Annotated in this window: 24 protein-coding genes; 8 read left to right on the top strand and 16 right to left on the bottom strand. The window is 66.1% G+C overall.

Annotated features, from left to right (window positions below):
- Positions 1-3: 3 nt before the first annotated feature.
- The 3 genes from cls to rpmB form a co-directional block, all read right to left on the bottom strand.
- The gene (cls, locus tag IAE41_RS09310) at positions 4-1,422 is read right to left on the bottom strand and encodes a cardiolipin synthase (RefSeq protein WP_200732918.1); all 1,419 of its coding nucleotides are present in this window, start codon (positions 1,420-1,422) and stop codon (positions 4-6) included.
- 147 nt (positions 1,423-1,569) lie between these two features.
- Positions 1,570-1,737, bottom strand: a complete 168-nt coding sequence (gene rpmG / locus IAE41_RS09305) for a 50S ribosomal protein L33 (RefSeq protein WP_170272460.1) — start codon at positions 1,735-1,737, stop codon at positions 1,570-1,572.
- 10 nt (positions 1,738-1,747) lie between these two features.
- Positions 1,748-1,984, bottom strand: coding sequence for a 50S ribosomal protein L28 (rpmB, locus tag IAE41_RS09300; RefSeq protein ID WP_005411638.1), 237 nt, complete (start codon positions 1,982-1,984; stop codon positions 1,748-1,750).
- 344 nt (positions 1,985-2,328) lie between these two features.
- Between rpmB and IAE41_RS09295 the strand changes: the two genes are divergently transcribed.
- Positions 2,329-4,341, top strand: coding sequence for an AAA family ATPase (locus IAE41_RS09295; protein ID WP_200732917.1), 2,013 nt, complete (start codon positions 2,329-2,331; stop codon positions 4,339-4,341).
- Positions 4,334-5,233: a hypothetical protein gene (locus IAE41_RS09290; protein WP_200732916.1), complete on the top strand. Its 900-nt coding sequence runs from the start codon at positions 4,334-4,336 to the stop codon at positions 5,231-5,233. Before IAE41_RS09295 ends, IAE41_RS09290 begins: the two co-directional genes overlap by 8 nt.
- Positions 5,234-5,260: 27 nt before the next feature.
- Here the strand turns inward: IAE41_RS09290 and IAE41_RS09285 are convergent, their stop codons facing one another.
- Positions 5,261-6,154: a LysR family transcriptional regulator gene (locus IAE41_RS09285; protein WP_200732915.1), complete on the bottom strand. Its 894-nt coding sequence runs from the start codon at positions 6,152-6,154 to the stop codon at positions 5,261-5,263.
- A gap of 107 nt (positions 6,155-6,261) precedes the next feature.
- Here IAE41_RS09285 and IAE41_RS09280 point away from each other — a divergent pair, with 107 nt between their 5' ends.
- Positions 6,262-6,660 (top strand): RidA family protein, encoded by a 399-nt coding sequence (locus tag IAE41_RS09280; RefSeq protein ID WP_200732914.1) that lies wholly within the window; start codon positions 6,262-6,264, stop codon positions 6,658-6,660.
- Positions 6,661-6,763: 103 nt separating this feature from the next.
- Here IAE41_RS09280 and IAE41_RS22505 read toward each other — a convergent pair whose 3' ends face one another.
- Positions 6,764-7,450: a hypothetical protein gene (locus tag IAE41_RS22505; RefSeq protein WP_234458403.1), complete on the bottom strand. Its 687-nt coding sequence runs from the start codon at positions 7,448-7,450 to the stop codon at positions 6,764-6,766.
- 156 nt (positions 7,451-7,606) lie between these two features.
- Between IAE41_RS22505 and IAE41_RS09270 the strand changes: the two genes are divergently transcribed.
- The 4 genes from IAE41_RS09270 to IAE41_RS09255 are packed head-to-tail and all read left to right on the top strand — an operon-like array spanning position 7,607 to position 13,635.
- A complete protein-coding gene (locus IAE41_RS09270) occupies positions 7,607-7,945 on the top strand; it encodes a hypothetical protein (RefSeq protein ID WP_200732913.1) in 339 nt (112 codons plus the stop codon).
- 56 nt (positions 7,946-8,001) lie between these two features.
- The gene (locus tag IAE41_RS09265; protein ID WP_200732912.1) at positions 8,002-9,255 is read left to right on the top strand and encodes a TolC family protein; all 1,254 of its coding nucleotides are present in this window, start codon (positions 8,002-8,004) and stop codon (positions 9,253-9,255) included.
- Positions 9,252-10,427 (top strand): efflux RND transporter periplasmic adaptor subunit, encoded by a 1,176-nt coding sequence (locus IAE41_RS09260; RefSeq protein ID WP_200732937.1) that lies wholly within the window; start codon positions 9,252-9,254, stop codon positions 10,425-10,427. The genes IAE41_RS09265 and IAE41_RS09260 overlap by 4 nt, the downstream gene beginning before the upstream one ends.
- 10 nt (positions 10,428-10,437) lie before the next feature.
- Positions 10,438-13,635, top strand: a complete 3,198-nt coding sequence (locus IAE41_RS09255) for a CusA/CzcA family heavy metal efflux RND transporter (protein ID WP_200732911.1) — start codon at positions 10,438-10,440, stop codon at positions 13,633-13,635.
- A 57-nt stretch (positions 13,636-13,692) separates the two neighbouring features.
- On the opposite strand, the gene IAE41_RS09250 is transcribed toward IAE41_RS09255, so the two are convergent.
- The 9 genes from IAE41_RS09250 to IAE41_RS09210 form a co-directional block, all read right to left on the bottom strand.
- Complete coding sequence (locus IAE41_RS09250; protein ID WP_200732910.1) at positions 13,693-15,462, bottom strand: DUF885 family protein; 1,770 nt, start codon at positions 15,460-15,462, stop codon at positions 13,693-13,695.
- 365 nt (positions 15,463-15,827) lie between these two features.
- Positions 15,828-16,175, bottom strand: a complete 348-nt coding sequence (locus IAE41_RS09245; RefSeq protein WP_174214093.1) for a lipid-A-disaccharide synthase N-terminal domain-containing protein — start codon at positions 16,173-16,175, stop codon at positions 15,828-15,830.
- Entirely contained in the window at positions 16,175-16,897 is a 723-nt protein-coding gene (locus IAE41_RS09240) for a glycosyltransferase family 2 protein (protein WP_079224313.1), read from the bottom strand. Before IAE41_RS09240 ends, IAE41_RS09245 begins: the two co-directional genes overlap by 1 nt.
- Before the next feature lie 90 nt (positions 16,898-16,987).
- A complete protein-coding gene (locus IAE41_RS09235; RefSeq protein ID WP_079224314.1) occupies positions 16,988-17,953 on the bottom strand; it encodes an NAD-dependent epimerase/dehydratase family protein in 966 nt (321 codons plus the stop codon).
- 36 nt (positions 17,954-17,989) lie between these two features.
- The gene (locus tag IAE41_RS09230) at positions 17,990-18,724 is read right to left on the bottom strand and encodes a suppressor of fused domain protein (RefSeq protein ID WP_200732909.1); all 735 of its coding nucleotides are present in this window, start codon (positions 18,722-18,724) and stop codon (positions 17,990-17,992) included.
- 84 nt (positions 18,725-18,808) lie between these two features.
- Positions 18,809-19,729 (bottom strand): ParB/RepB/Spo0J family partition protein, encoded by a 921-nt coding sequence (locus IAE41_RS09225; RefSeq protein ID WP_079224318.1) that lies wholly within the window; start codon positions 19,727-19,729, stop codon positions 18,809-18,811.
- Positions 19,729-20,526, bottom strand: a complete 798-nt coding sequence (locus IAE41_RS09220; RefSeq protein WP_079224320.1) for a ParA family protein — start codon at positions 20,524-20,526, stop codon at positions 19,729-19,731. The genes IAE41_RS09225 and IAE41_RS09220 overlap by 1 nt, the downstream gene beginning before the upstream one ends.
- A 112-nt stretch (positions 20,527-20,638) precedes the next feature.
- Positions 20,639-21,277, bottom strand: coding sequence for a 16S rRNA (guanine(527)-N(7))-methyltransferase RsmG (gene rsmG / locus IAE41_RS09215; protein ID WP_200732908.1), 639 nt, complete (start codon positions 21,275-21,277; stop codon positions 20,639-20,641).
- A 52-nt stretch (positions 21,278-21,329) separates the two neighbouring features.
- Complete coding sequence (locus IAE41_RS09210; protein ID WP_200732907.1) at positions 21,330-21,929, bottom strand: 4'-phosphopantetheinyl transferase superfamily protein; 600 nt, start codon at positions 21,927-21,929, stop codon at positions 21,330-21,332.
- A 90-nt stretch (positions 21,930-22,019) separates the two neighbouring features.
- Here IAE41_RS09210 and IAE41_RS09205 point away from each other — a divergent pair, with 90 nt between their 5' ends.
- Positions 22,020-22,271 (top strand): GlsB/YeaQ/YmgE family stress response membrane protein, encoded by a 252-nt coding sequence (locus IAE41_RS09205; protein WP_079224325.1) that lies wholly within the window; start codon positions 22,020-22,022, stop codon positions 22,269-22,271.
- 79 nt (positions 22,272-22,350) lie between these two features.
- On the opposite strand, the gene xth is transcribed toward IAE41_RS09205, so the two are convergent.
- Positions 22,351-23,118, bottom strand: coding sequence for an exodeoxyribonuclease III (gene xth / locus IAE41_RS09200; RefSeq protein ID WP_200732906.1), 768 nt, complete (start codon positions 23,116-23,118; stop codon positions 22,351-22,353).
- Between the two features lie 129 nt (positions 23,119-23,247).
- Positions 23,248-24,657 (bottom strand): coniferyl aldehyde dehydrogenase, encoded by a 1,410-nt coding sequence (locus tag IAE41_RS09195; RefSeq protein WP_200732905.1) that lies wholly within the window; start codon positions 24,655-24,657, stop codon positions 23,248-23,250.
- Positions 24,658-24,920 lie beyond the last annotated feature (263 nt).

Below are 24,920 nucleotides of genomic sequence, written 5' to 3'. Positions count from 1 at the left end.
GCGTCACATCAACGCATCGGCCAGCCGCGCGATGCCTTCGCGGCTGCGCTTCCAGGCCGGGCGCCTGCGCCACTGCTCCAGGTCCAACAGGCGCGACTGGCGCAGGTAGTCGTCCTCGATGGCGCACAGCTGCTGCACCAGCGCGCGGTCGTAGCAGATCAGGCCGATCTCGGCATTCAGCGCAAAGGAGCGGATATCCATGTTGATCGAGCCGAGCACGGCGATGTCCTCGTCCACGCTCATGTGCTTGGCGTGCAGGAACTGTGGCTCGTACAGGGCGATCTGCACGCCACAGCGCAACAGCTCGTCGTAGTACGCCTCCTGCGCCCACGAGGTCAGCCGCTGGTTGTTGCTGGCCGACAGGATCAGCTGCACCTGCACGCCGGACAGCGCGGCGATGCGCAGTGCGCTCAGCGTCGCTTCGTCGGGCACGAAGTACGGGGTGACCATCACCAGCCGCCGCCGCGCCAGGTGGATCAGCGCCGCCACCGCATCGCGCGCGTTGCTGTACGGGTAGGCCGGGCCGCTCGGCAGCAGCTGGGTGGCGATGTCATCGCCACACACCGGCACATCGGCGATCACGTCCAGGCGCTGGCCGGTTTCCATGTACCAGTCACTGGCGAACACGGCTTCCAGATGCGCCACCGCCGGGCCGCGCACGCGCGCGACCAGTTCGCGGTTGGGGTGGCCGGGCACGAAGCGGGGGCCGGCCAGGTTCTGCGAGCCGATGTAGGCCACTTCGTTGTCGATGACCGCGATCTTGCGATGGTTGCGCAGGTCCATGCGCCCGCTGCGGCGCCAGCGCAGGCCGCCGGGCAGCATCGCCCGCACTTCGATGTCACGCGCCTGCAGGCGCTTGCGATAGGCACGCAGGCCACGCTTGGCGCCCACCGCATCCAGCAGCACGCGGCACTGCACGCCACGCGCGGCGGCGCGCTGCAGCGCTTCGACGATGGCCTCGCCCACGGCGTCGTCGAACATCAGGTAATACAGCAGATGGACGCGGTCCTCGGCCTGGTCGATGTCGGCGATGAGGGTGTGCAGCGATTCGTCGTAGTCGGTGAGCAGATCGACCGCGTTGCCATGCACCGGCATGAAATCGCCCTGGCGCTGCACCAGCGGCACGATCTCGGCGCAGGCGGTGTCGGCCTTCGGCGTCCAGCGCAGGCGGCGCTGCAGCGCCTGTTCCTCGCGGATGACCTGCGACGCTTCGGCCTGCCGGCGGATGCGCTCGCGCGACAGCCACGGGTGGCCGAACAGCAGGTACAGCGGCAGGCCCAGCAGCGGCACGAAGCCGACCAGCAGCAGCCAGCTGCGCGCGGCCCCTGGCGTGGTGCGGGTGGGAATCCAGCACAGCGCGACCAGCCGGATCAGCCAGTCGATCAACAGCAGGTACGAACCCAGCAGCCACTCGAACAGCATCGCGTCGCCCGTCGGGAGGTGTGGGGGCCATTCTGCCCAGCCTTCCGGCGACGTGCCAACCAACGGTTGGCACCCACCGGGTTGGGAGCACAAAAAAACCCGCCACGAGGGCGGGTTCTTTCGGAAGCGACCAGCAATCCTTGCGGATTACTTGATCTTGCCTTCCTTGTACGGGACGTGCTTGCGCACGACCGGATCGTACTTGGAGAATTCCATCTTCCCCGGGGTGTTCTTCTTGTTCTTGTCGGTCGTGTAGAAGTGACCGGTACCAGCGGTCGAAATCATACGGACCTTATCGCGCTTGCCTGCCATGATCGTCTACTCCTCAGACCTTTTCGCCGCGCGCACGCAGCTCAGCCAGAACGGAATCGATACCGTTCTTGTCGATGGTGCGCAGTGCATGCGCGGAAACACGAAGCTTCACCCAGCGGTTCTCGCTGGCAACCCAGAAGCGGCGCTCGTGCAGATTCGGCAGGAAACGACGACGGGTCTTGTTGTTGGCGTGCGAGACGTTGTTACCCGTCTGCACTCGCTTGCCGGAAACCTGGCATACGCGGGACATTGCGCACCTCGATAGTAAGTTGTGTCAGCCCGTAGCCCGGGAGACGGCGGCCTCGGTGGTTGCCCACCACACGTCAAGAGAATCAAAGGGTTACGCTGGCGTTGGGCGGCCGGGGACGTGCTTCCGGGGGCGCCGCCCGGTAGAAAACCGGACACAGCGAGCCGCGCATTATGCACGGGTTCAAGCACTTGCGCAAGCGCTGAGTCAAGCCTCTCCCCACAAGGTCCCCTTGCTGCAACCGCCCCTTGCTCCAAGCAGTGCATTCAGCTACAGAGGCAAGATATAAGCCTGCGGTAGGCGTTCATTTTTGTACGGTCAATGAGCAGCAACTAGGGAGCATCAAGATGATAGGACTTGAGAAAGCAAAAGAACCCGCCGCACTTCAAAATCCCAAGTATGCGCAGGTGCTTCAGAGAGCGAGGTCGCACTACGATTTGGATATCCGAACTGTAAGACAGTCACGCCCTCAATTTGACTTTTTTCATCGAAGCGAGCTTAAGCGTGCACTTCTTATCGAATCCCACGGAAAGTGTGCCTACTGCGAACAACTCTTGGATCCTGAAGACAGTGTCATCGATCGATTTCGACCTTCAGGCGGCGCCGTTGACTCGTCGGGGGCCATCTCCAGCCCCCACTATTGGTGGCTCGCTTACGACTGGAATAATCTGTTTCCTTCATGCCAGCAATGCAATTTCTTTAAAGGCAACAACTTCCCCGTTGCGAACGAAAGAATCCCCATAGGTGTGCGCACGGACTTCGACCCGGTAGAAGTCCCCTTGATAATCAATCCCTTTAGGCTTGATCCTTCCAAGCACTTTGAATACACCAGCGACGGAAGGGTGATTCCACTAAGTTTGTTTGGCGAGCACACCATAGCAACCATCAAGCTGAATCGATCCCCTTTGCTACACAAGAGAGAGCAGGCGCTAGCTAATTTTAGTAGCCGAGGAGAATCGTGGATAGAAAATTCACAAGCCTCACGAGAATTTGCAGGAATGGCACGTTACTTCGCCCTCCTGAAAGGCCATAGCCGTAGCTGGCCCGTACTTCGACGAGAAGAGCCCAGTGTCGTCGACAAGGATGCCTCTGAGACATCTCCGCCCAGCGCTCCAGACAGTTTCCCTCTCGTCAGTTCAATAACGATTTCTGGGTTGTTTGGGCTTGGCGACATAGAAGTGTCGATCCCTTACAGAAGCGCAAACCGTGCACCATGCATTGCACTGGTTGGAGAGAATGGTACTGGCAAGACATCTATTCTGAAGGCCATCGCGGTAGCAATGTATGACAGCCAGTCTCTAGTAGACCACATTGATACGACCAGCATGCTAACGCACCCCGAACGCCCAGGGGAGCTGATTGTTAGATTCGACAACGCAAAGATCAACTCAGCAAAAATCCTTCCGAATGGAAAAGTAGAGAGAAAACGAGAAGAGTCCAGCGTCACTTTGCTTGCCTACGGGGCGACCAGATTGCAAGCGGATGTTAATCACACGCCTCCCCAGGAAAAAAGCGACTCCAGAGCGCTTAACCTCTTCGACCCATTCTCCCCCCTTAGAGAATCTTCACCTTGGCTCATGGCCTTACCAGCACATAAGTTCGATTACGCAGCTGCGGCAATCAAGAAGATACTCGACTTACCAGACGAAGTAATCATTGATCGCCCAGCGAGTGGAAACAAAGAAAAGTCGATTCACATGCTAGTCAACGGAGAAAGGCGACCCGTAAGTACTCTGAGCCACGGGTACAAGGCAATGCTTGGCCTAGCCTGTGACATCATGCAGACAATGTTTTATAAATGGGAGGACTCTGCATCTGCGGAGGGAATAGTAATAATAGACGAGATCGAGAATCACTTACACCCCGTCTGGAAGATGAGAATAGTTCCCGCTCTCCGAGATGCATTTCCCCGCATCCAATTTATTACAACTACGCATGACCCACTTTGCCTTCAAGACTTTGATTATGATGAAATATCCATCATCACCAGATCTTCGTCGGGCGGCGCAAGCATTCGAAACGCGCCAAAATCAACTGATATGATGAGAATTGACGAGGTTCTAACTTCGCCAAACTTTGGATTAGGCAGCACATTGAGCCTCCGCCTCAAGCAAACATTCGACGAATACTATGGTCTGCTTGATTCAGATAACCCTAACCCAGATAGACTTCGCGAACTCGAACTACAGGTAGCTTCGTTTGATGCTCCCCACCTCTTGGAACGCGACAGAATAATGTACAAGGTCATTGACAAATTTATCGCGACTCGAAAGAGAGGGGAGCAGGACGATCTGACTTCCGAAGAGAGCCTGTCGTTGATTGAGAGCCTTGCAGAAAGCATGCGAGACAATCATGATTAAAGTAAACAGAAGCGCCGTCACTATTCCAGACTGCCTTCGCACTGACATAGCAAGCGATGGATCTTCCGAGACACAACTAGCCATCGATTACTTCGAAGGAAATGACAGAAAACTAGGATTTACATACAAAGTATATTCAAGGGCCGAGGTCAAGAGTCGCCTTAAAAAATTATTCAACAATAAGTGTGGGTTCTGTGAAATCGACTACGGCGGTGCGGCAAGTGACGTAGAACACTTCCGACCAAAAGGCCGTCTCGACACAATTGATGAGAGGGGTAAAGTAAAAATTTCGGGGGATGGGTACTACTGGCTCGGTGCCGACTGGAGCAATCTAATATACTCGTGCCAGCACTGCAATCGCGGGGAAACGCATATCCATGCCGGCGACTTTCCGGATGCGGAGAACTCTCTGAGGGTCAGTGGGAAGCGGAACCTGTTTCCTTTGATCGATGAATCAAAGCGAATCTCTCGCGGCAACCACATTAACTCTGAAGAGCCTTATAGACTTCTTCTTGATCCCTGTAATGACGACCCGACCCTGCATTTGGAGTTTGATAACGAAGGGCATATATCTGCAAGGAAAGTCGGATCCAGCAGGAGCACCAAAGGAAGGAACTCAATTGAAATTTATGGACTCAGGCGAGACCCTCTTAATGCCAGAAGAAAAACCACAGCGACGATGCTGCTGTACGCGGTGTCGATCCTCAATGATGCAACATCAGCCTCCCTTCGCGCACTTAATGATCAATCATTGAGATCAAAAGTCATAGATCATATCTCACACATACAACACAATTTTTTGGCATCTCATTGTCCGTTTCTAGCGATGAGCAGGGGCATTGCTGTGAAGAACATTGGCTTCGCTTCGCTTCGAAAGTGCCTCAATAGATAGACCATCTTGCTTTGCGAAATTGGCGTGTCACCCCAACACCTCCACCGCCCAGTCAATAAACACCCGCAGGCGCTGGCTCATGTGCCGGTTCGGCGGAAACATCACGTGCATCGGCATCGGCGGCAGCTGCCAGTCCTGCAGCACCGGCCGCAGTTCGCCGCTGGCCACGTGCGGCGCGGCCATGTAGCTGGGCAGCGCAACCACGCCCAGGCCCGCCACACCGGCAGCCAGGTAGGCATTGCCATCATCGAAGCCCACCGAATGCCGACCCTGCACCTCGATGCGCTCATCACCGCGCTGGGCGAGGAACACGCGTGCGCGACCGGTGCGCGGGCTGAGGAAGCCGACCATGTGATGGTCCGGCCCTTCCAGCGCGCGTGGGTGCGCGGGCATGCCGAAGCGCTGCAGGTACGCAGGGCTGGCGTGGAAGCCGATCGGCAAGCTGGCCAGTGGCCGCGCCACCAGCGCCGGATCGGCAGGCGCACCGCCACGGATCACGCAGTCCACGTTGTCGGCGATGACATCGACCTCGCGGTCGCTGACGCCGATGTCCAGCTGGATGTCCGGATAGCGCGCGTGGAAATCCGGCAGCGCCGGCACCAGCTGCAGCCGCGCGTATGGACCGGGCACGTCGATGCGCAGGCGCCCGCGCGGCTGGCTGGCGGCATCGCCGAGGCCGCCCTCCACCTCTTCCAGCTCGGCCAGCAGGCGCGCGATGCGTGGGTAGTAGGCCGCGCCATCGGCGGTGACGCTGACCCGCCGCGTGGTGCGGTTGAGCAGGCGCAGCCGCAGGTGCGCTTCCAGCTGCTGCACCAGCTGGGTGACCGTGGTGCGGCTGACCTGCAGGGTGTGCGCGGCACGGGTGAAGCTGCCGGTTTCCACCACGCGGGCGAAGGCGCGCATCGCCTCGAAACGGTCCATGGGCTGGCCGTGATTGTTTGGGATTGGCAATCAATCTAGGCCGATCATCGCCGTTTATCCAGACAGATCCGGTGCGCAAGATGGGAACCTCCCGCTTGGAGCCCCCCATGACGCACCGTGATGTCGTTTTTCCCGCCGGCCGACAGGCCCTGTACGAGCGCAACCGCTACTCGCCCGCCATCCGTTCCAATGGCTTCCTGTTCGTCTCCGGCCAGGTCGGCAGCCGCGAGGACGGCTCGCCCGAACCGGACTTCGAGACCCAGGTGCGCCGCGCCTTCGACAACCTCAATGCGGTGCTGGCCGCCGCTGGCTGCAGCTTCGATGACGTGATCGACGTAACCGTGTTCATGGTCGACCCGGAAACGAACTTCGAGAAGGCCTGGGCCATCGTGCCCGAGTACTGGGGCGAAGCGCCGCACCCGACCCTGACCGGCATCGGCGTGACCTGGCTGTATGGGTTCCAGTTCGAGATCAAGGTGATTGCGAAGCTGCCTGCAGACCGGTAGTGCCGGCCGCTGGCCGGCAATGGCAGGCGATTGCCTGCGCTCGTGAGGTTGCCGGCCAGCGGCCGGCACTACCCATACGAAGGGCACTGCCCCCGCGCGGCCATCATTCCGGAGCAAACTCCAGTGTGCGGCGCCACCGCAATGGTGTCGTCGCACGCGCCGGGTCAGGGCCAAACCGGGTCAGCCACCCGGCCGCCAGCGCGCGCTCACGCAGGCGCTCGCCGACGCCTTCGGCGGTCTCCACCTCGACATGGGTCACCTTGCCTGCGGCATCCACGTCCATCGCCCAGACGAGCTTGCCCACCCACTCGGCCGGCGGAACGGAGGCGTCGTAGTTCGGCCGTCCTGCCACGTAGGGCTGGTCATGCCGCAGGTACAGGGGCGACGCCTCCAGCGTCGGATCCACGCGGATCTGCGCGCTGCCACGGCGTCCATCCCCCAGCACGGCATCGATGGTCCACATCCCGGCCGCGCCGGTACTGCCAAGGTCAGCGGCATAGCACTTCTTGCGGCCCCGGTAGTCCTCGTGGGCCGTGCGCGAGACCTGCACGCCCTTGGCATCACGGACGTCGATGCGCAGGCCCGCCACGTCGGTATCGACGAGATTGGCGGCCACACAGATGCGGTGATCGTGGTGGCCATCTGCAATGAACAGCTGGGTCTGCGAGCGTGCGAGGGCATCTGCCGGCGTCGGCGCCCACAGGAATTCCACGTAGACATCCTCGGCGGCGACTGCGACGGGACTGGCCAGTATCAGCAGCAGGCCTGCTGCGGCAATGCGTGCGGTCATCGTTCCTTCCCTGGTGATGAATCCCGATCCTCAACGATGGTGCGTGGCGGCGCAACAGCCGCACGGGTGCAGCCGAGCATGGGCTCGGCTCTACAGGGGGATCCGACCCGGCCATTGATATTGTATCCACCGGAAACTGCTTGCTAGCCTGCCTCCATGCGCTGGATTGCCCGCCACCTCCGTTCGACCCTGCTGATGCTGCTGATGGCGGCATTCGTGGTCGTGCCGGTGGCCGATGTGCTGGCCTGTGCGGTGGAGCCGCATGACACGGTCGCGGCCCATGTTGAATCCGCGTCCGACGACGCAGACGGCGACAGTGACGGCACGCACACCGGTGCCTGCAGCCATAACCACTGCCACCATTCCAACCTGAGCCTGCCGGCCGGCACCGTTGCCGCCTTCGGCACGCCGCTGCCGGCACGCTGGATGCCGGCCGGTGACAGCGCGGCCTATGCCGTCGCGCAGGATGAACTGAAGCGTCCTCCCCGGGCGTGAGTTGAGCGCGTCCCGCAATCGCGGGCTTCCGTTCCCCTCACCTCCGGATATTTTTCATGTCGAACCTGACACCTCGGTCGCTGCGTGCGGCCGGGCGGGTCATTGCCATGTTGCTGGGCCTTGCCCCGGCAATGCAGGCAATGGCACAAGCCGCCCCTTCCTACGACACCCTGCTTGAACGCCTGGACCAGCTGCCCGGCGCCCGCGTCGGCGCCGCCCTGGCCGAGGCCGCCGACGCGCGTGCCGACCAGGCCCGTGCGTTGCCCAACCCATCCCTTTCCTGGTCCGCCGAAAACGCCTGGGGCACCGGCTCCTACGGCGGCATGGGCAGGGCCGATACCGTGCTCACCCTGTCCCAGCCGCTGGAAATCTGGGGCCAGCGCGGCGCGCGTGTCCGTGCCGCGCGTGCCGAGGCACAGGCAGCCAACCTGCGGGGTACCCAAAGCCGCAGCGATGTGGCCAGCCAGCTGGCGGCGGTGTACGCACAGGCGGAAAGTGCACTGCGCCGCTACGCCTTGGCCGAAGAGGCGCTGACCCTCACCCGTGCTGACGCCAACGCCGTCAACGCGATGGTCAGGCAGGGCCGCGAACCGCAGCTGCGTGCGGTGCAGGCGCAGAGCGAGGTGGCCAACGCCACCGCCGCGCTGGATGAAGCGCAGGCCTACCGCGATGCCGCACTGGCGCGGCTGGCCGGTGCCGCGCTGCTGGATGCGCCAGTGCAGTCGATCGACAGCAGCCTGCTGGACCGCACGCCGCCGTTGCCGCGTGGAAGCGGGGATGCCGCGCTGGCGGTGCGCATTGCCGAAGCCGAAGCACAGGCCAGCACGCGCCTTGTCGAGGTGGAGCGCAAGCGTGCCCTGCCCGACCTCAGCGTGACCGCCGCGCAGACGCGCTTCCGCGAGGATCGCGAACAGGCCTACAAGCTGGGGGTGAGCCTCTCCATCCCACTGTTCGACCGCAACCGCGGCGGCATCCGCGCGGCCAGTGCCGAACAGCGCGCGGCCGAGGCGCGCCTGGACCAGCAACGCCGCGACAGCGAGGCCGAACGCCTCTCGGCCGTGGCCGGACTGAAGGCCGCCGGCAGCCGCACACGCGCCGCCGATGAAAGCGTGGCCGCCGCCGAGGAAGCCTACCGGCTGGCCCGCATCGGCTTCGATGCCGGACGCATCTCGCAGCTGGAACTGCGCAGCACGCGCAGCGCCCTCATCGCCGCCCGCGGCACCGCCGTGGATGCGCGCCTGTCGCGCGTCGGCGCCGAAATCGATCTTGCCCGCCTGGAAGGGCGCGCCCCGTTCGTGGAGGTTCACTGATGTTTTCCCGCACTTGTTCGTTGCTGTCCGTGGCGCTGTTGAGCGCGCTGCTGGCCGGCTGCACTGGCACTGCACAGGCTCCACCGGCTGCCGCCGACGACGGCCACGGCCATGCACCGGGCAGCGCTGAAGCCACGCCCGACGCCGCCGCACCCGACGCCGATGAAGGCGTGGTGCAGCTCACGCCGGAACAGATCAAGGCGTCTGCCATCGAGGTGGTCGCCATTGGCCGCGGTGGCGGTGGCTCCACCCGCCTGTCCGGGCGGGTCGAGCCATCGATCGGTGCGCGCGCCTCGGTGGCCTCGACCGTGACCGGCCGCGTAGAACGCGTACTGGTGGCACCGGGCACGGCGGTGAAGCAGAACCAGGCCCTGGCCATCGTGGTCAGCGGTGAGGCGGCCGTGTTCCGCGCCAACGCGCTGGCCGCCGCCGCCGAAGCCAAGGCCGCACGCCTGGCCCACGGTCGTGACAAGGCGCTGGTGGAACAAGGCGTGGTCGCACGCCAGGATCTGGAAACCTCGCATGCGCGGGCCATGGCTGCGCAGGCGCAGGCGGACGCCGCACAGGCCCAGGCGACCGCCAACGGTGCGCCCGACGCCAGTGGCCGCGTGCGCATCACCAGCCCGGTAGCCGGCATCGTCGGCAACGTGCAGGTCACCCCGGGTGGCGTCGTCGCTGCCGGCAGCGTCGTGGCCGATGTCGCCGATCCGGCGATGAACGAACTGGTGTTCACCGCGCCGCCGGCACTGGCCGCACAGGTCACGCCCGGCATGACGCTGGAAGTGAGCGTGCCGGGTGGCAGCTTCACCGCCACCGTCACCGGTTCGGCCGCCGATGTGCGCCAGCAGGGCGGCGTCGCGGTGATCCGTGCCATGCCGGTGGGCGCTGCGCTGCCGCCGGCCGGTTCGCCGGTATCGGCGGTGGTGGTCACCGAAGGCCAGGAGGGCTCGCTCAGCGTCCCCGCCGATGCGGTGCAGAACGTCGATGGCCGCAGCGCGGTGTTCGTCGCCGTCGACGGCGGCTTCAGGGCGCAGCCGGTGCTGGCCGGCCGCCGTGCCGGTGACCGCATCGAGATCCTCGGCGGCCTGACCGGCAACGAGCGCATCGCCGGTGCCAACGCCTTCCTGCTCAAGGCCGAACTGGCCAAGGGCGAAGCCGAGCACGGCCACTGAGGAGGCGACCATGTTCAAGCTGATCATTGAAACAGCGGTGCGCCACCGCTGGCTGGTTGTGTTCGCCGCCGCGCTGCTGGCGGCCGTGGGCCTGCTGCAGTTGGGCAAGCTGCCGATCGACGCGGTGCCGGACATCACCAACCGCCAGGTGCAGATCAACACGGTGGCGCCGGCGCTGACGCCGGAACAGATCGAGCGGCAGGTGACCTACCCACTGGAAACCGCGCTGGCCGGCATTCCCGGCCTGACCACCTCGCGTTCGCTGTCGCGCAATGGCTTCTCGCAGGTCACCGCGATCTTCACCGATGCCACCGACATCTACTTCGCCCGCCAACAGGTGGCCGAGCGCATGCGCGAAGCCTCCGGTGACCTGCCCGACGGCGCAGCGCCGATGCTGTCGCCCGTCACCACCGGCCTCGGCGAGGTGCTGATGTGGACGGTGGATTTCACCGCGTTCGATCCGGCTACGCTGGCCAGGCCCGGTGAGGCCGGATGGCAGGCCGGTGAGGTCTACCGCACGCCGGAAGGCACCCTGCTGCGCACGCCGGAAGAACGCGCCACCTACCTGCGCACCGTGCAGGACTGGATCATCGCGCCGCAGATGCGTTCCAGCCCGGGGCTGGCCGGTGTCGATACGGTCGGCGGCTACGTCAAGGAGTACGGCGTGCACCCGGACAGCGCCCGACTGGCCGCTCACGGCCTCGGCCTGGCGGACCTGGTCACTGCCCTGCAGCGCGCCAACGTACAGGCCGGTGCGGGTTTCGTGCAGCGAGCCGGCGAGGGCCTGGTGGTGCGTGCCGATGGCCTGGCGCTGACCACCGACGATCTGGCGCAGGCACCGGTGGCCACGCGCAACGGCATGGTCGTGCGCGTGGCGGATGTAGCCGAGGTGGCCCTGAGCCGTGCGCCACGCCTGGGTGCGGCCAGCCGCAACGGCCACGAAGCCGTGCTCGGTACCGCGCTGATGATCGCCGGTGGCAACAGCCGCACCGTGGCGCAGGCGGCCGCCGCGCGCCTGCAGCAGGTGAATGCCTCATTGCCGCCGTCCATCGTCGCAGTGCCGGTGCTGGACCGCAGCGAACTGGTCAATGCCACCATCAGGACCGTGGCGAAGAACCTCACCGAGGGCGCGCTGCTGGTGGTGGTGGTGCTGTTCCTGCTGCTGGGCAACCTGCGCGCGGCGGCGATCACGGCACTGGTGATTCCGCTGTCGTTCCTGTTCGCGGTGATCGGCATGAACCGCTTCGGCATCAGCGGCAACCTGATGAGCCTGGGCGCGCTGGATTTCGGCATCCTGGTGGACGGCGCGGTGATCGTGATCGAGTCCACGCTGCTGATGCTGGGCCAGCGCCGCGCTGAGCTGGGGCGTGCGCTGACCGCGATGGAGCGCCTGCGCGTGGCCGCCGATTCGGCAATGAAGATGGCGCGGCCGGCGGCGTTCGGCCAGTTGATCATCCTGCTGGTGTTCGCACCGATCCTCACGCTGGAAGGCGTGGAGGGCAAGACGTTCCACCCGATGGCGGCGACCTTCATGCTGGCCCTGGTCGGTGCCTTCATCTTCTCCTTCACTTTCGTGCCGGCGATGGCCGCGCTGCTGGTGCGCGAGCCGAAGGCGAAGGACGGCGATGCGCATGCCGATGGGGGCGAACACGAAACCGGGTTGATCCGCGTGCTGCGTGCGCGCATCGAGCCGGTGGTACGCAGCGCGGTCGCCCGCCCGCGTACGGTGCTGGCCGGTGCGGTGATGATGGTGGTGGTGGGTATCGGTTCGTTTTCGCTGCTGGGCCGCGAATTCATGCCGACCCTGGACGAAGGCAACGTGGCGATGCAGGCCCTGCGCGTACCGTCCGCCTCGCTGGAACAGTCGCTGGCGATGCAGCTGGCGCTGGAAAGGGCGATTGCCCAGCAACCGGAAGTGGAAACCGTGTTCTCGCGCACCGGTACCGCCGAGGCCGCGATCGACCCGATGCCGACCAACATCTCCGACAGCGTGATCGTGCTGAAGCCGCGCACGGACTGGCCCGATCCGACGCTGGACAAGGAGGCGCTGGTCGCGCGCTTCGAGCAGCTGGCCGGGCAGCAGCTGGGCAACAGTTTCGAGTTCAGCCAACCGATCGAACTGCGCTTCAACGAGCTGATTTCCGGCGTGCGCACGGATCTGGCGGTGATGATCTACGGCGATGATTTCGCCGAACTGCAGAAGGTAGCCGACCAGGTCGCACTCAAGCTGCGTGCGGTGCAGGGTGCGGCCGATGTGCGGGTCGAGCAGATTTCCGGCCTGCCTACGCTCAACGTCAAGATCGACCACGTCGCGGCCGCGCAGTACGGGCTGACTGCGGCGGACGTGAGTGACGCGCTGTCCACCGGCATCGGTGGTACCGCGGCCGGCCGCATCTTCGAAGGCGACAGACGCTTCGATGTGGTGGTGCGTCTGGACGATGCCGCACGCAACGACCCGGACCAGCTGGCCTCGCTGCCGATCGCCACGCCGTCGGGCCAGGTGGTGCCATTGTCCTCGCTGGCGCGCATCAGCGTCAGCGAAGGGCCGAACCAGATCAGCCGCAGCGACGGCAGCCGTCGCGTCGTGGTGCAGGCCAACGTGCGCGGCCGCGATCTCGGTGGCTTCGTCAGCGAAGCCCAGGCGGCGGTGGCCGACGTGGCGTTGCCGGCCGGTGCCTACCTGCGCTGGGGCGGCCAGTTCGAGAACCTGCAGCGCGCGGAGAAGCGGCTGGCCACCGTGGTGCCGGTGGTGTTCCTGCTGATCGGCGGCCTGCTGTTCATGGCCCTGCGCAGCGGCAGGGAAGCGCTGCTGGTGTTCAGCTGCGTGCCGCTGGCCCTGGTCGGCGGCATCCTCGCCCTGCTGCTGCGTGGCATGCCGTTCTCGGTGTCGGCGGCAGTGGGCTTCATCGCCGTCTCCGGCGTGGCGACCTTGAACGGCCTGGTGCTGATGCAGGCGATCCGCGAGCGGCTGGAGGGTGGTGACCTGCCGATGCAGGCGGCCATCAATGGTGCCGCCAGCCGCATCCGCGCGGTGCTGACCACGGCCCTGGTGGCCATCGTCGGCTTCATACCGATGGCCATCGCCAGCGGTGCCGGCGCGGAGGTGCAGAAGCCGCTGGCGACGGTGGTGATCGGTGGTCTGATCACCGCCACGGTGCTGACGTTGCTGGTGCTGCCGACGTTTGCCGGGCGGTTGGTGAAGCGCTGAGGTGCGTTGGGGTCGGAGCCCTTTCCGGTGGAAAGGGATCCGACCCCGGGCCCAGGCTCAGGCCTTCTTCCGCTCGGCGATGTACGCCTGGATCTGCTGTTCCAGCACCGGCAGCGGCACCGAGCCCTGCTTCAGGATCACATCGTGGAAGCCCTTGATGTCGAACCTGTCGCCCAGTTCCTTCTCGGCCTGCGCGCGCAGGCGCACGATGGCGATCTCGCCCAGCTTGTAGCTCAGCGCCTGGCCCGGCCAGGAGATGTAGCGGTCCACTTCGGTGGTCACTTCATGCTCGCTCAGCGCGGTGTGGTCGCGCAGGTAGGCGATGGCCTGCGCGCGGGTCCAGCCCTTGCTGTGCACGCCGGTGTCGATGACCAGGCGCGCGGCGCGCCACATTTCGTAGGTCAGGCGGCCGAAATCCTCGTACGGGGTTTCGTAGATGCCCATTTCCACGCCCAGCTTCTCGCAGTACAGCGCCCAGCCTTCGCCATAGGCGGAGATGTAGGCGTTGCGGCGGAACTCGGGCAGGTCCTTCTGCTCGGAGGCGATCGCCCCCTGCAGCGCATGGCCCGGATCGGACTCATGCAGGGTCAGCGCCGGCAGGTTGTACAGCGGGCGCGACGGCAGGTCGTAGGTATTGACCCAGTAGGTGCCCATGCCGCCGCGGCCGGCGGTCCAGAACGGGGCGATGTCCGGCGGCACCGGCACGATGGTGAAGCGGGCACGCGGCAGGGTCATGAACCGGCCGAGCTGGCCGTCGGCACGCTTGGAGATCCACGCGGCGCGCGACAGCAGCTCTTCCGGGGTCTTGGCGTAGAACTGTGGATCGGTGCGCAGGAAGGTCAGGAATTCGGCGAAGCTGCCCTTGAACTGCACCTGCTGGATGATGTCGTTCATCTCCTTCTGGATGCGCGCCACTTCGCCCAGGCCGATGCGGTGGATCTCGTCGGGCGACAGGTCCAGCGTGGTGTATTCGTGGATCTGCTGCTTGTAGAAGGCCTTGCCACCGGGCATGGCCTCGGCCGCCAGGGTGGTGCGCGCCTGCGGCACGTATTCGCTGACGAAGAAGGTGCGCAGCTGCTGGAAGGCCGGCACCACCTTGCCGCTGATGGCCGCTGCGGCCTGTTCGCGCAGGGTGGCCTGTTCGGCGGCGGGAATGCTCGCCGGCAGCTTCTTGAACGGCGCATACAGCGGCGACGCGGTCGGGTCCTTCAGCTCGGCGACAGTGGCGATGGACACCTCGCGGCCGTCCAGCACCGCGCGCGGCACGCTGAAGCCGCGCTTGAGGCCGGCGCGCATGTTGTCGGTCTGCTGGCCGAAGTAGCGCGGCACATCGTTCAGGCGGGCGATGTAGTTGCGGTAGTCCTGCGCGGTCTTCATCTCGCGCCGGGCCATGAAGGAGAGGTTGGACCAGAACGAGGAATCCGAATTGAACGGCATCTCGTAGGTGCGCAGGCGCGTCGCTTCGGCCAGATTGAAGACCTGGTCGCGGTAGATCGCGTAGTTGACCTGGTTGTCGGCCGACAGGGCCTTCGGGTCGATCTTCTTCAGCGCGGCCAGGGTTTCGTCCCAGACCTTCAGGCGGGCCTGCTGCGCGGCCGGGCCGACATCGGGCATGCGGGTGGCGTTGGCCGGTGCATCCTCGTCCTCGCTGGCTTCGCCGCCGCCGTCCTGGCGCCACGTCCACTCCTTCTCGTACAGGGCACGGAAGGCGGCATCGGCCGCCGATCCGGTGGCCATGCTGGCCGGAGCGACGGCAGGCGGGGCAGCGAGGGCGACCACAGGGGCGGACAGGGCAATCAGCAGAGCAACGGCAAGGCGGGTTTTCACGAGCACAGGTTCCCGGGAAGGCAGATCCCGATGATCGCACCGTGCACCGCCTGTGGCATGGGACGAAGGTCCTGCCTGCTACGCAGGCAGGACCGGGGACCGGCCGCAGGCCGGGACCCCAGCGCCGCAGGCGCGTGGTAGAGCCGACTGTTCGTCGGCTGCTCTTCCACAAGGTCGGGCAAACCTCGCGCTTCGCGCGGAAGTCGACTGACAGTCGACTCTACCCACAGCGCGCACGCGCCGCAGGCGCGTGGTAGCGGGCAACGCGGAAACGGATGCCTCCGCCGGGCATGGCCCGGCGCTACCAACGAACATGCAGTAGATCCACGCCATGCGTGGATGCGCCGGGGATCCGACCCTTGGCCTCAGTGGCTCGCCTTGTCCCGCTTCCAGCCGCGGTGCTGGATGTCCAGGTGCAGGCTGTACAACGCCGTGAACGCCGGGAACAGGTTCTGCAGCACGCCCACCGAATCCTGCTTGGCCGAGAACAGGAAATAGCTCAGCGTCATCAGGCTGCCGACCACGCTCATGTACCAGAACAGGCGCGGGATGACCGGCTTGCCGGCGCGCTTGGAGGCCACGAACTGCACCAGCCAGCGGCCGCCGAACATCAACGCGCCGGTATAGCCGATCAGCTTCCAGCCGGTCACGTGCAGGCCGGTCCAGTACAACCAGGTCAGCGGCTGGTCGAGCCAGTGCAGTTCCAGGTCCATCAACGCTCCTCCACCGCCGTGCGCTTGCTGCGGGTGATCAGCCATGCCACGCCGCGCAGGTCGCGGATGCCGACCAGGGCGCGGCCAAGGTTGTTGTACTTGGATACGCCGGCAGTGCGGTGGCGGTGGTTGACCGGCACGCTGGTGGTCTTCCAGCCGGCTCGCTGCATCAGCGCCGGCAGGTAGCGGTGCATGTGGTCGAAGTACGGCAGGTCGAGGAAGGCCTCGCGCTCGAACAGCTTGATGCCGCAACCGGTGTCGGGCGTATCGTCGCGCAGCATGCGCGCGCGGATCGCGTTGGCCCACTTGCTGGCCCAGCGCTTGCTGCCGCTGTCCTGGCGGTTGACGCGCCAGCCGGCGAACAGCTTCACCTGTGCATCGGCGCTCTGCCGTGCGGCCAGCAGCTTGGGGATATCGGCCGGATCGTTCTGGCCGTCGCCATCAAGGGTCGCGATCCAGGGGGCACGGGCGTTGCGCACGCCGGTGCGTACGGCGGTGCTCTGCCCGCTCTGGCTGACATGGTGCAGCACGCGCAGCTCGGGCGTGCTGGCTTTCAGGCCCTGCAGCACGGCCAGGCTGTCGTCGCGCGAATGGTCGTCCACGTAGACGATCTCGAACGGCACCTGGCCGCGCAGTGCGGCCACGATCTCCCCGACGAGGGGCGCGACGTTGTCGCGCTCGTTGAACACCGGGACGACAACGGAAAGCTCGGGTTGGCTCATGGGTCACTCGGCCAGCAGGGATACAAAGACCGCGCATTCTCCGAAGCCGAGGTTATCCGAAGATGAATCCGGCTGTGTGAGGGTCCGTCCTCAGGCACGATCACCAAAATACTCGCGGCACCACTGCACCACCGGCGGCAGGCCCTGCTCGATCGGGGTGACCGCGTCGAAGCCGAAAGCGTCATGGGCGCGACGGGTGTCCGCCATCGTGCGCACCATGTCGCCTGGCTGCATCGGCTTGTAGACCTTCTGCGCGGGGCGGCCGGCGGCCTGCTCGATCACGCTGATGAAGCGCTCCAGCTCGACCGGCGTATGGTTGCCGAGGTTGAACACCCGGTGCGGCACGGTTTCGGTGCTGGGGTTCGCCAGGGCGCCGAGGATGCCCGAAACAATGTCAGAAACATGTGTGAAATCACGCTGCATGCGCCCTTCGTTGAACACATCGATCGGCCTGCCGGCCAGCACCGCGCGCGAGAACAGCAGCGGCGCCATGTCCGGCCGGCCCCACGGGCCATACACGGTGAAGAAGCGCAGGCCGGTGGAATGCAGGCCGTACAGCTGCGCGTAGGTGTAGGCCATCAGCTCGTTGGCGGCCTTGGTGGCCGCATACAGCGAGCGCGGCTGGTCCACGCGCTGGTCCTCGGAGAACGGAGGCGTAGCCGAATCACCATACACCGAACTGCTGGACGCGTAGACCAGGTGCTGCACGCCGCGATGGCGGCACAGCTCGAGCATGTTGACGAAGCCGACAAGGTTGCTGTCGACGTAGGCGTGCGGGTTTTCCAGCGAATAGCGCACGCCGGCCTGCGCGGCCAGATGGATCACCGCGGTCGGCTTCACTTCATCGAACAGCGCGGCCAGGCCCTGCTGGTCGGTCAGGTCCAGGGTGCGCAGGTCCAGGCCCGGGCACAGCGCGGCCACGCGGTCGCGCTTGATCTGCGGGTCGTAGTAGTCGTTGAAGTTGTCCAGGCCGACCACGGCCTGGCCGGCCTCCAGCAGCGCGCGGGCGGTGTAGGCACCGATGAAGCCGGCAGCGCCGGTAAGCAGGATGGTCATGGCAAAGGCTCTGCAACGAAGTTCAGACGGTGGATGTTACCGGTCCCAGAAGAAACCGAAGCGCTTCCTGGCGACGTTGACCCGGCCCGGCACGATCACATCCTGGATGTTCTTCGCATCGAAGCGGTCCAACAGGGTCTCGGTGTCCTTCCGCAGCTTCAGGTCCATCTCTTCCGGGTACAGCGGGACGATGGACATGAACACGATGGTCCTGCCGTCTTCCAGCTGCAGCGTGTCGAAGCCCTCGGGGGTGGTCACCGGCGGCAGCACGATCGCGCCGTCGAAGCCCACGCCGGGGGCGTACGGCTCGGCCGGGTGGCCGTTGGGAATGGTGTGGCCGAAGCCGAGCCAGGTGTCGTACTCATGCGGCAGGCGCGCCAGCGTCTTCAGCAGGCGCACCGGCCAGTAATGGCGCTCGTCCCCGAAGGCATCCTGGGTGATCGGCCAGTCGGCCGGCAGGGTCACCATCAGTTCCATGTACTGCGGCACCTCCACCTCTTCGGGCGTGGCCATGGGCAGGTCGCTCATGCCCGACGTCACCAGGCGCAGGTAGGGGAAGCGTTCGCTGGCCGGCACCACATGCACGTCGATGTGCACGAGGTCGGAGATGATTTCGTGGAATACGCAGGAGATCGGGCCCAGATGGCACTCGATGTGCGCGCTGATGGCCTCGATGTGCGAGTCGCCCCGGGCCGGGGTGAAGTCCTTCTCCCGGCGGTGGCGCAGGATCGGGCTGCCACCCGGGCTGACGTCGTCGATCTCAGTGCTCATTCCTGCTCCCTGGATGAGCCGCGGCACAGGGCCGTCCCGCGGCGTGCGCGCTTCCTGCCGCGCGCGGTTGCAGCGATGCCGCGCTCAGCCCTGGCGGGTGCGCAGCTTTTCCAGCACGCCGTCCAGCGTGTCCAGATCGGTGTAGTGGATGATCAGCTTGCCCTTGCCGCCGCGGCCGTGGTTGATGGCCACCTTGGTGCCCAGCGATTCGGACAGCTCGGTTTCCAGCGAGGCGATGTCGGCCTGCTGCACCTTCGGCGTGGCCACCGGGCGGTTGCTCGGCACCTTGCCGGCGGCGAAGGCCTGCGCACGGCGCTCGACCTCACGTACCGACCAGCCTTCATCGGCCGCTTCCTGCGCCAGCTTGCCGGCCAGTTCCGGGGCCAGGGTCAGCAGCGCGCGGGCGTGGCCCATTTCCAGGCGGCGGGTTTCCAGCAGCAGGCGGATGGCCACCGGCAGCTCCAGCAGGCGCAGCAGGTTGGACACCGCCGCGCGCGAGCGGCCGACGGCCTCGGCGGCCTCGGCGTGGGTCAGGGTGAATTCGCTGATGAGGCGCTGCAGCGCTTCGGCTTCTTCCAGCGGGTTGAGGTCTTCGCGCTGGATGTTCTCGATCAGCGCCATCGCGATGACGGTGCGGTCTTCCAGCTCGCGCACCACCACCGGCACTTCGTCCAGCCCGGCCAGCTGCGATGCGCGCCAGCGGCGCTCACCGGCGACGATTTCGTAGTTGCCCGCCGGCAGCTGGCGCACCAGGATCGGCTGGATCACGCCCTGCGACTTGATCGAATCGGCCAGCTCGGAGAGCTTGCCTTCGTCCATCTCGCGGCGCGGCTGGTACTTGCCCGGCTGCAGCTGGCCGACCGCCAGCTTGCGCAGCACTTCACCCGGCAGGGGTTCGATGACCGCAGTGGTGGCCTGCACCTGGCTGGCTGCGCCCTTGGGGCCCAGCAGGGCGTCCAGTCCGCGGCCGAGGCCTCGCTTCTTGGCGGCAGGCTTGCTGGTCATCAGGCGGTCTCCACGGCCTTGCCGGCCTTGTTGCGTTCGTTGTTGCGGCGGATGATCTCGCCGGCCAGGCCCAGGTAGGCCACGCCACCGCGCGAGGCGCGGTCGTAGCCGACGATGCTCTGGCCGTGGCTGGGGGCCTCGGCCAGGCGTACGTTGCGCGGCACGATGGTGCGGAACACGCGGTCACCGAAGTGCTCGGTCAGTTCAGCCGACACGGCATTGGCAAGGTTGTTGCGCACGTCGAACATGGTGCGCAGCACGCCCTCGATCTCCAGCACCGGGTTGAGGTTGGTGCGCAGCGCTTCGATGGTTTCCACCAGCGCGCTCAGGCCTTCCAGCGCGTAGTACTCGCACTGCATGGGCACCAGCACCGAATCGGCGGCGGCCAGCGCGTTGAGCGTCAGCAGCGACAGCGCCGGCGGGCAGTCGATCAGGATGTAGTCGTACTCTTCGCGGATCGGCGCCAGCGCGCGCTTCAGGCGCTGCTCGCGCTCTTCCTGCGCCATCAGCTGGATCTCGGCCGCGGTCAGGTCGATGTTGCCCGGCAGCAGGTCGTAGCCCTCGGCGGTGGCCACGCGCACGTCGGCTGCCTTGGCTTCGCCCAGCAGCAGATCGTAGGTGGAGGAGACCAGCTCGCGCTTGTCCACGCCACTGCCCATGGTCGCGTTGCCCTGCGAATCCAGATCGACCAACAGCACGCGCTTGGGTGCGTTGGCCAGGGAAGCGGCCAGGTTGACGGCGGTCGTGGTCTTGCCGACGCCACCCTTCTGGTTGGCGATGGCGATGATGCGGGCCATGCGGGTGTGCCTCGTCGACGTGTGCTGGGACCGGTCATTATGCGTACAACCGGCCCCGTGCGGAAATCATGGATCGCCAACCCCTTGTTTCGCAAAGGGCCGGCGGCGGGGTTCAGGGGCCTGTAACAGTGACCAGATGGCGTTCGCCGGCCAGGCCGGGCACGCTCAGCGGGGTCACCTCGCGCACCTGCCAGCCTGCCGGCAGGGCCGCGATCTCGTCATGCGGGTAGACGCCCTTCATGGCCAGCAGCACGCCACCGGGCCGCAGCAGGTGGCCACCGACGCGGACGATGCCGGCCAGGGTGTCCATCGCGCGCGCGGTCAGCTGGTCGTAGCGGCCGGCCTCGTCCAGCGCCTCGGCGCGCGATTCGGCCACGCGTGCATTGGCCAGGCCCAGCTGGCGCACGGCTTCGCGCATGAAGCGCGCCTTCTTGCCGTTGCTTTCCACCAGGGTGACCTGCAGGCCCGGGCAGGCGATGGCCAGCGGGATGCCCGGCAGCCCGGGGCCGGTACCGAGATCGGCCAGGCTGCCATCGGCCACGAACGGCTGCATCGCCAGCGAATCGAGCAGGTGGCGGGTGACCATCTCCTGCGGATCGCGGATGGCGGTGAGGTTGTAGGTGCCGTTCCAGCGGTGCAGCAGCGCCAGGTAGCGCAGCAGCGGCGGCGCCAATGCGGCCGCCAGGCCCATGCTGGCCAGGCCCTGTTCCAGCGTGGAGACCGCGCCGGCGGGAAGATCGTGTTCGCTCATGCCGTCATTATCGCCGGTTTTGCGCGCCGGTTCGCCGCTTCAATGCGCGGCCTCAATCGGCACGCCAGGCCAATGCCGCGCGGAACTGGCCGCTGGCCTGCCATTCGTTCAGGTGCCAGCGCTCGGCCTGGCCCAGCGCGGCGTCGCACCAGCGCAGGTGCAGGGCACCATCGGCGCCGGGCGCCAGCTGCAGCCGGTGCAGGCCGAAGGAGATGCCCTGGCCATGCGCCTTGAGCAGCGCTTCCTTGGCGCACCACACGCGGAAGAACCAGTGTTCGCGCGCGTCGGCCGGCAGCCCCTGCAGCCATGCCACCTCATCGGGGTGGAAGAAGCGCTGGATGATTTCCAGCAGGCGCGGGCGCGGCCGCAGCAGTTCCAGGTCCACGCCCAGCCGCACGCCCTCGCCCAGCGCCACCAGCAGCACCTCGCCGCTGTGGCTCCAGCCGGTGCCGTAGTGGGCCAGCGTGCCAGCCAGCTCTGGCCGGCCCTTGTCGTCGCGCACCAGCGGCAGGGCATCGGGTTCACCGCCCAGGGCCCGTGCCAGCACCTGCCGGGCCTGCGGCTCACCGCGCTGGCCGGGCACGTGCGGGCAGCGCCAGACCGTCACCGGGCCAAAGCGCCAAGGGCCATCCAGGGTGGCAGGCAGGCTCATCCGCACGCGCCCGTCACGGGATTGCACGACGGGTTCACAGCGCTGCGCGTCAACTGGCGCTCGTCCCTTCCCCTTCCCGAGGTCACGTTCATGGGCATCATCATCTGGCTGATCGTTGGCGGCATCGTTGGCTGGCTGGCCAGCATCATCATGCGCCGCGACGCCCAGCAGGGCATCATCCTCAACGTCGTGGTGGGCATCGTCGGCGCGCTGATCAGCGGCTGGCTGTTCGGCGGCGGCATCAACGAGGCCATCACCCTGCGCACGTTCCTGTTCTCGCTGATCGGTGCGGTGATCCTGCTGGCCATCGTCAACCTGTTCACCCGCAAGAGCATCCGCTGATCTGAACGGTAGCGCCGGGCCATGCCCGGCGTCTGCCTGCCGCCGCTGCGCTCGCCGGGCATGGCCCGGCGCTACCGCATCAACCGATCTCCACCCATGCCGGCGCATGGTCGCTTGGGCGCTCCCAGGTACGCGGCTCGCGGTCGATGCCCGACGCCACGGCACTGGCCTTCAGTGCGTCGGAGACCAGCGTCAGGTCGATGCGCAGGCCCAGGTTGCGGCGGAAGCCGGCCGCGCGGTAATCCCACCAGCTGAACACCCCGGCCTCGTCGTTGTGCAGGCGGAAACCATCGTGCAGGCCCAGCTGCAGCAGCTTTTCCAACGCGCCGCGCTCGGCGGTGGAGGTCAGGATGTGGTTCTCGTTCCAGACCTCCGGGTCGTGCACGTCGCGCGCATCCGGGGCGATGTTGAAGTCGCCCATCACGATCAGCTTCGGATGGCGCTGCAGTTCCTGCGCGATCCAGGCATGCACCGCTTCCAGCCAGCGCAGCTTGTAGTCGTACTTGTCGGTGCCGACGTCCTGGCCGTTGACCACGTACAGGTTGATCACCCGCAGGTCGCCGAAGGTGCCGGCGATGACGCGCTTCTGCTCGTCCTCGAAGCCGGGGATGCCGATCTGCACGTCCTGCGCCGGCTCACGCGACAGCAGGGCCACGCCGTTGTAGGTCTTCTGCCCGGCGAACACGCTGCGGTAACCCGCGGCGATCAGCGCCGAATCGGGGAACTTGTGGTCCTCCAGCTTGGTTTCCTGGATACCGACGATGTCCGGGCCGAACTCCTTGAGCCACTGCTCCAGGTGCGGCAGGCGGACATTGAGCGAATTGACGTTCCACGAGGCGATTTTCATGGGGCCATTCTACCCGGGTGGGCCTGGGTTGCCTTGTAGAGCCGAGCCGACGCTCGGCTGCCTGTACCCGGGCCGCTCAATGGCAGCCGAGCATGGGCTCGGCTCTACAAAACCACGCCATGCGTGGCGTCACCGCACCAGCAGCTTCAACAACCCGGCAATCTTCGAATACGGCGGCCGCAGCCGGTCGCTGGCCGCCCAGCGCGACTGCCACAGCACCGGCAGCCGCTTGCTCATCGCGTCGAACCCGGCCCGGCCGTGGTACGCGCCCATGCCGCTGGCCCCCACCCCGCCAAACGGCAGGCCATCGGCGGCGAAGTGCAGCAGCGTGTCGTTGACCGTCACCCCGCCGGCCACCACCTGGCCGAGGATGCGCTCCACCGTGGCCGTGTCATGGCTGAAGGGATACAGCGCCAGCGGCCGGTCCCGGGACAGCACGTCGCCCAGCGCGGCCTGCAGATCCGGGTAGGCGCGCACCGGCAGGATCGGCCCGAAGATCTCCTCGCGCATCAGGTCCAGGTCGTCCGGCGGGTCCAGCACCACGGTCGGCACCAGCAGGCGCTCACGGTCGGCACGCGCCGCGTCCACCTGCGCCAGCGGAATCACCGGCACGCCGCGTTCGCGCGCCTGCGCCAGATAGCCCTGCAGGCGCTGGTACTGGCCTTCGTTGATGATGCGCGTGTAATCGCCGGCATCGCTGAAATCGCCGTAGCGCTCGCGCACCTGCTGCTGCAGCGCCTGCACGAACTCACGCTGGCGTGCGGTGTCGATCAGCACGTAGTCCGGCGCGATGCAGGTCTGGCCTGCGTTGAACCACTTGCCAGTGGCCAGCCGCGCGGCGGCAGTGTCCAGCGGGAAATCACGGCAGACGATGGCCGGCGACTTGCCGCCCAGCTCGAGCGTGACCGGCACCAGATGCTCGGCCGCGGCGGCCATCACCTTGCGCCCCACCGCCGTCGAGCCGGTAAACAACAGATGGTCCAGCGGCAGCGAGGATACCGCCGCGGCCACGTCCGGCCCGCCCTGCACCACTGCCACCCGATCGGGCGGGAACACGCTGGCCAGCAGATCGGCCAGGAACGCGCTGGTGCACGGGGTGTGCTCGGAGGGTTTCAGCAGCACATGGTTGCCGGCCGCAATTGCGGTGGCCAGCGGCACCAGCGCCAGGGTCACCGGGTAGTTCCAGGGCGAAATCACCCCGACCACGCCCAGCGGCGTCGGCCGCAGCTGCGCACGCGCCGGCCACAGCTTCCAGCCGGCCGATACGCGCTGCGGCTTCGACCAGCGCCGCAGGTGGCGCCGCAGGTGGTCGATGGCCGACAGCACGCTCATGCCATCGGCCAGCTTCGATTCGACGTGGGCACGGTGGCCGAAGTCCTCGGCGATGGCCTGGGCCATTTCATCCAGGCGCGGCTTCAGCGCCTCGCGCAGGCGGCGCAGGTCGGCTTCGCGCTGGTCGAGCGTGGGGCGCTGGGCCTGCCAGGTGCTGCGCAGGGTGTGCAGGATGGCGGGGAGGTCGGCCGGGGCGGTGGTGATCATGGGCCGACTATACGAGCTACGGCGGTCATGACCGCATGACAGGGAGTGGAATCGACTGGGTAGAGTCGACTGTCAGTCGACTGCCGTCGGCGCAGAACGCATGAACCCCGCGCTGCGCGCGATAGTCGACCAACGGTCGACTCTACCCGCCGTCAGGCGATCCGGCGCCGCACCCAACAAAAAGGCCGCGGTCTGCACCGCGGCCCTTGAAACTCCGGTGGGTGGCCCCCCGTTGTGGGGCCGCCGGGTTATTTGTGGTGTGC

Source organism: Stenotrophomonas sp. S39 (assembly GCF_016624665.1).
Lineage (GTDB): Bacteria > Pseudomonadota > Gammaproteobacteria > Xanthomonadales > Xanthomonadaceae > Stenotrophomonas.
This window is presented reverse-complemented; position numbering and strand designations above follow the sequence as displayed.

What these genes read in the sequence shown, in the direction of transcription:
- cls (WP_200732918.1), bottom strand. Translation starts at nt 1,422, where the DNA reads ATGCTGTTCGAGTGGCTGCTGGGTTCGTACCTGCTGTTGATCGACTGG.
- rpmB (WP_005411638.1), bottom strand. Translation starts at nt 1,984, where the DNA reads ATGTCCCGCGTATGCCAGGTTTCCGGCAAGCGAGTGCAGACGGGTAAC.
- IAE41_RS09295 (WP_200732917.1), top strand. Translation starts at nt 2,329, where the DNA reads ATGATAGGACTTGAGAAAGCAAAAGAACCCGCCGCACTTCAAAATCCC.
- IAE41_RS09290 (WP_200732916.1), top strand. Translation starts at nt 4,334, where the DNA reads ATGATTAAAGTAAACAGAAGCGCCGTCACTATTCCAGACTGCCTTCGC.
- IAE41_RS09285 (WP_200732915.1), bottom strand. Translation starts at nt 6,154, where the DNA reads ATGGACCGTTTCGAGGCGATGCGCGCCTTCGCCCGCGTGGTGGAAACC.
- IAE41_RS09280 (WP_200732914.1), top strand. Translation starts at nt 6,262, where the DNA reads ATGACGCACCGTGATGTCGTTTTTCCCGCCGGCCGACAGGCCCTGTAC.
- IAE41_RS22505 (WP_234458403.1), bottom strand. Translation starts at nt 7,450, where the DNA reads ATGACCGCACGCATTGCCGCAGCAGGCCTGCTGCTGATACTGGCCAGT.
- IAE41_RS09270 (WP_200732913.1), top strand. Translation starts at nt 7,607, where the DNA reads ATGCGCTGGATTGCCCGCCACCTCCGTTCGACCCTGCTGATGCTGCTG.
- IAE41_RS09265 (WP_200732912.1), top strand. Translation starts at nt 8,002, where the DNA reads ATGTCGAACCTGACACCTCGGTCGCTGCGTGCGGCCGGGCGGGTCATT.
- IAE41_RS09255 (WP_200732911.1), top strand. Translation starts at nt 10,438, where the DNA reads ATGTTCAAGCTGATCATTGAAACAGCGGTGCGCCACCGCTGGCTGGTT.
- IAE41_RS09245 (WP_174214093.1), bottom strand. Translation starts at nt 16,175, where the DNA reads ATGGACCTGGAACTGCACTGGCTCGACCAGCCGCTGACCTGGTTGTAC.
- IAE41_RS09240 (WP_079224313.1), bottom strand. Translation starts at nt 16,897, where the DNA reads ATGAGCCAACCCGAGCTTTCCGTTGTCGTCCCGGTGTTCAACGAGCGC.
- IAE41_RS09235 (WP_079224314.1), bottom strand. Translation starts at nt 17,953, where the DNA reads ATGACCATCCTGCTTACCGGCGCTGCCGGCTTCATCGGTGCCTACACC.
- IAE41_RS09230 (WP_200732909.1), bottom strand. Translation starts at nt 18,724, where the DNA reads ATGAGCACTGAGATCGACGACGTCAGCCCGGGTGGCAGCCCGATCCTG.
- IAE41_RS09225 (WP_079224318.1), bottom strand. Translation starts at nt 19,729, where the DNA reads ATGACCAGCAAGCCTGCCGCCAAGAAGCGAGGCCTCGGCCGCGGACTG.
- IAE41_RS09220 (WP_079224320.1), bottom strand. Translation starts at nt 20,526, where the DNA reads ATGGCCCGCATCATCGCCATCGCCAACCAGAAGGGTGGCGTCGGCAAG.
- rsmG (WP_200732908.1), bottom strand. Translation starts at nt 21,277, where the DNA reads ATGAGCGAACACGATCTTCCCGCCGGCGCGGTCTCCACGCTGGAACAG.
- IAE41_RS09210 (WP_200732907.1), bottom strand. Translation starts at nt 21,929, where the DNA reads ATGAGCCTGCCTGCCACCCTGGATGGCCCTTGGCGCTTTGGCCCGGTG.
- IAE41_RS09205 (WP_079224325.1), top strand. Translation starts at nt 22,020, where the DNA reads ATGGGCATCATCATCTGGCTGATCGTTGGCGGCATCGTTGGCTGGCTG.
- xth (WP_200732906.1), bottom strand. Translation starts at nt 23,118, where the DNA reads ATGAAAATCGCCTCGTGGAACGTCAATTCGCTCAATGTCCGCCTGCCG.
- IAE41_RS09195 (WP_200732905.1), bottom strand. Translation starts at nt 24,657, where the DNA reads ATGATCACCACCGCCCCGGCCGACCTCCCCGCCATCCTGCACACCCTG.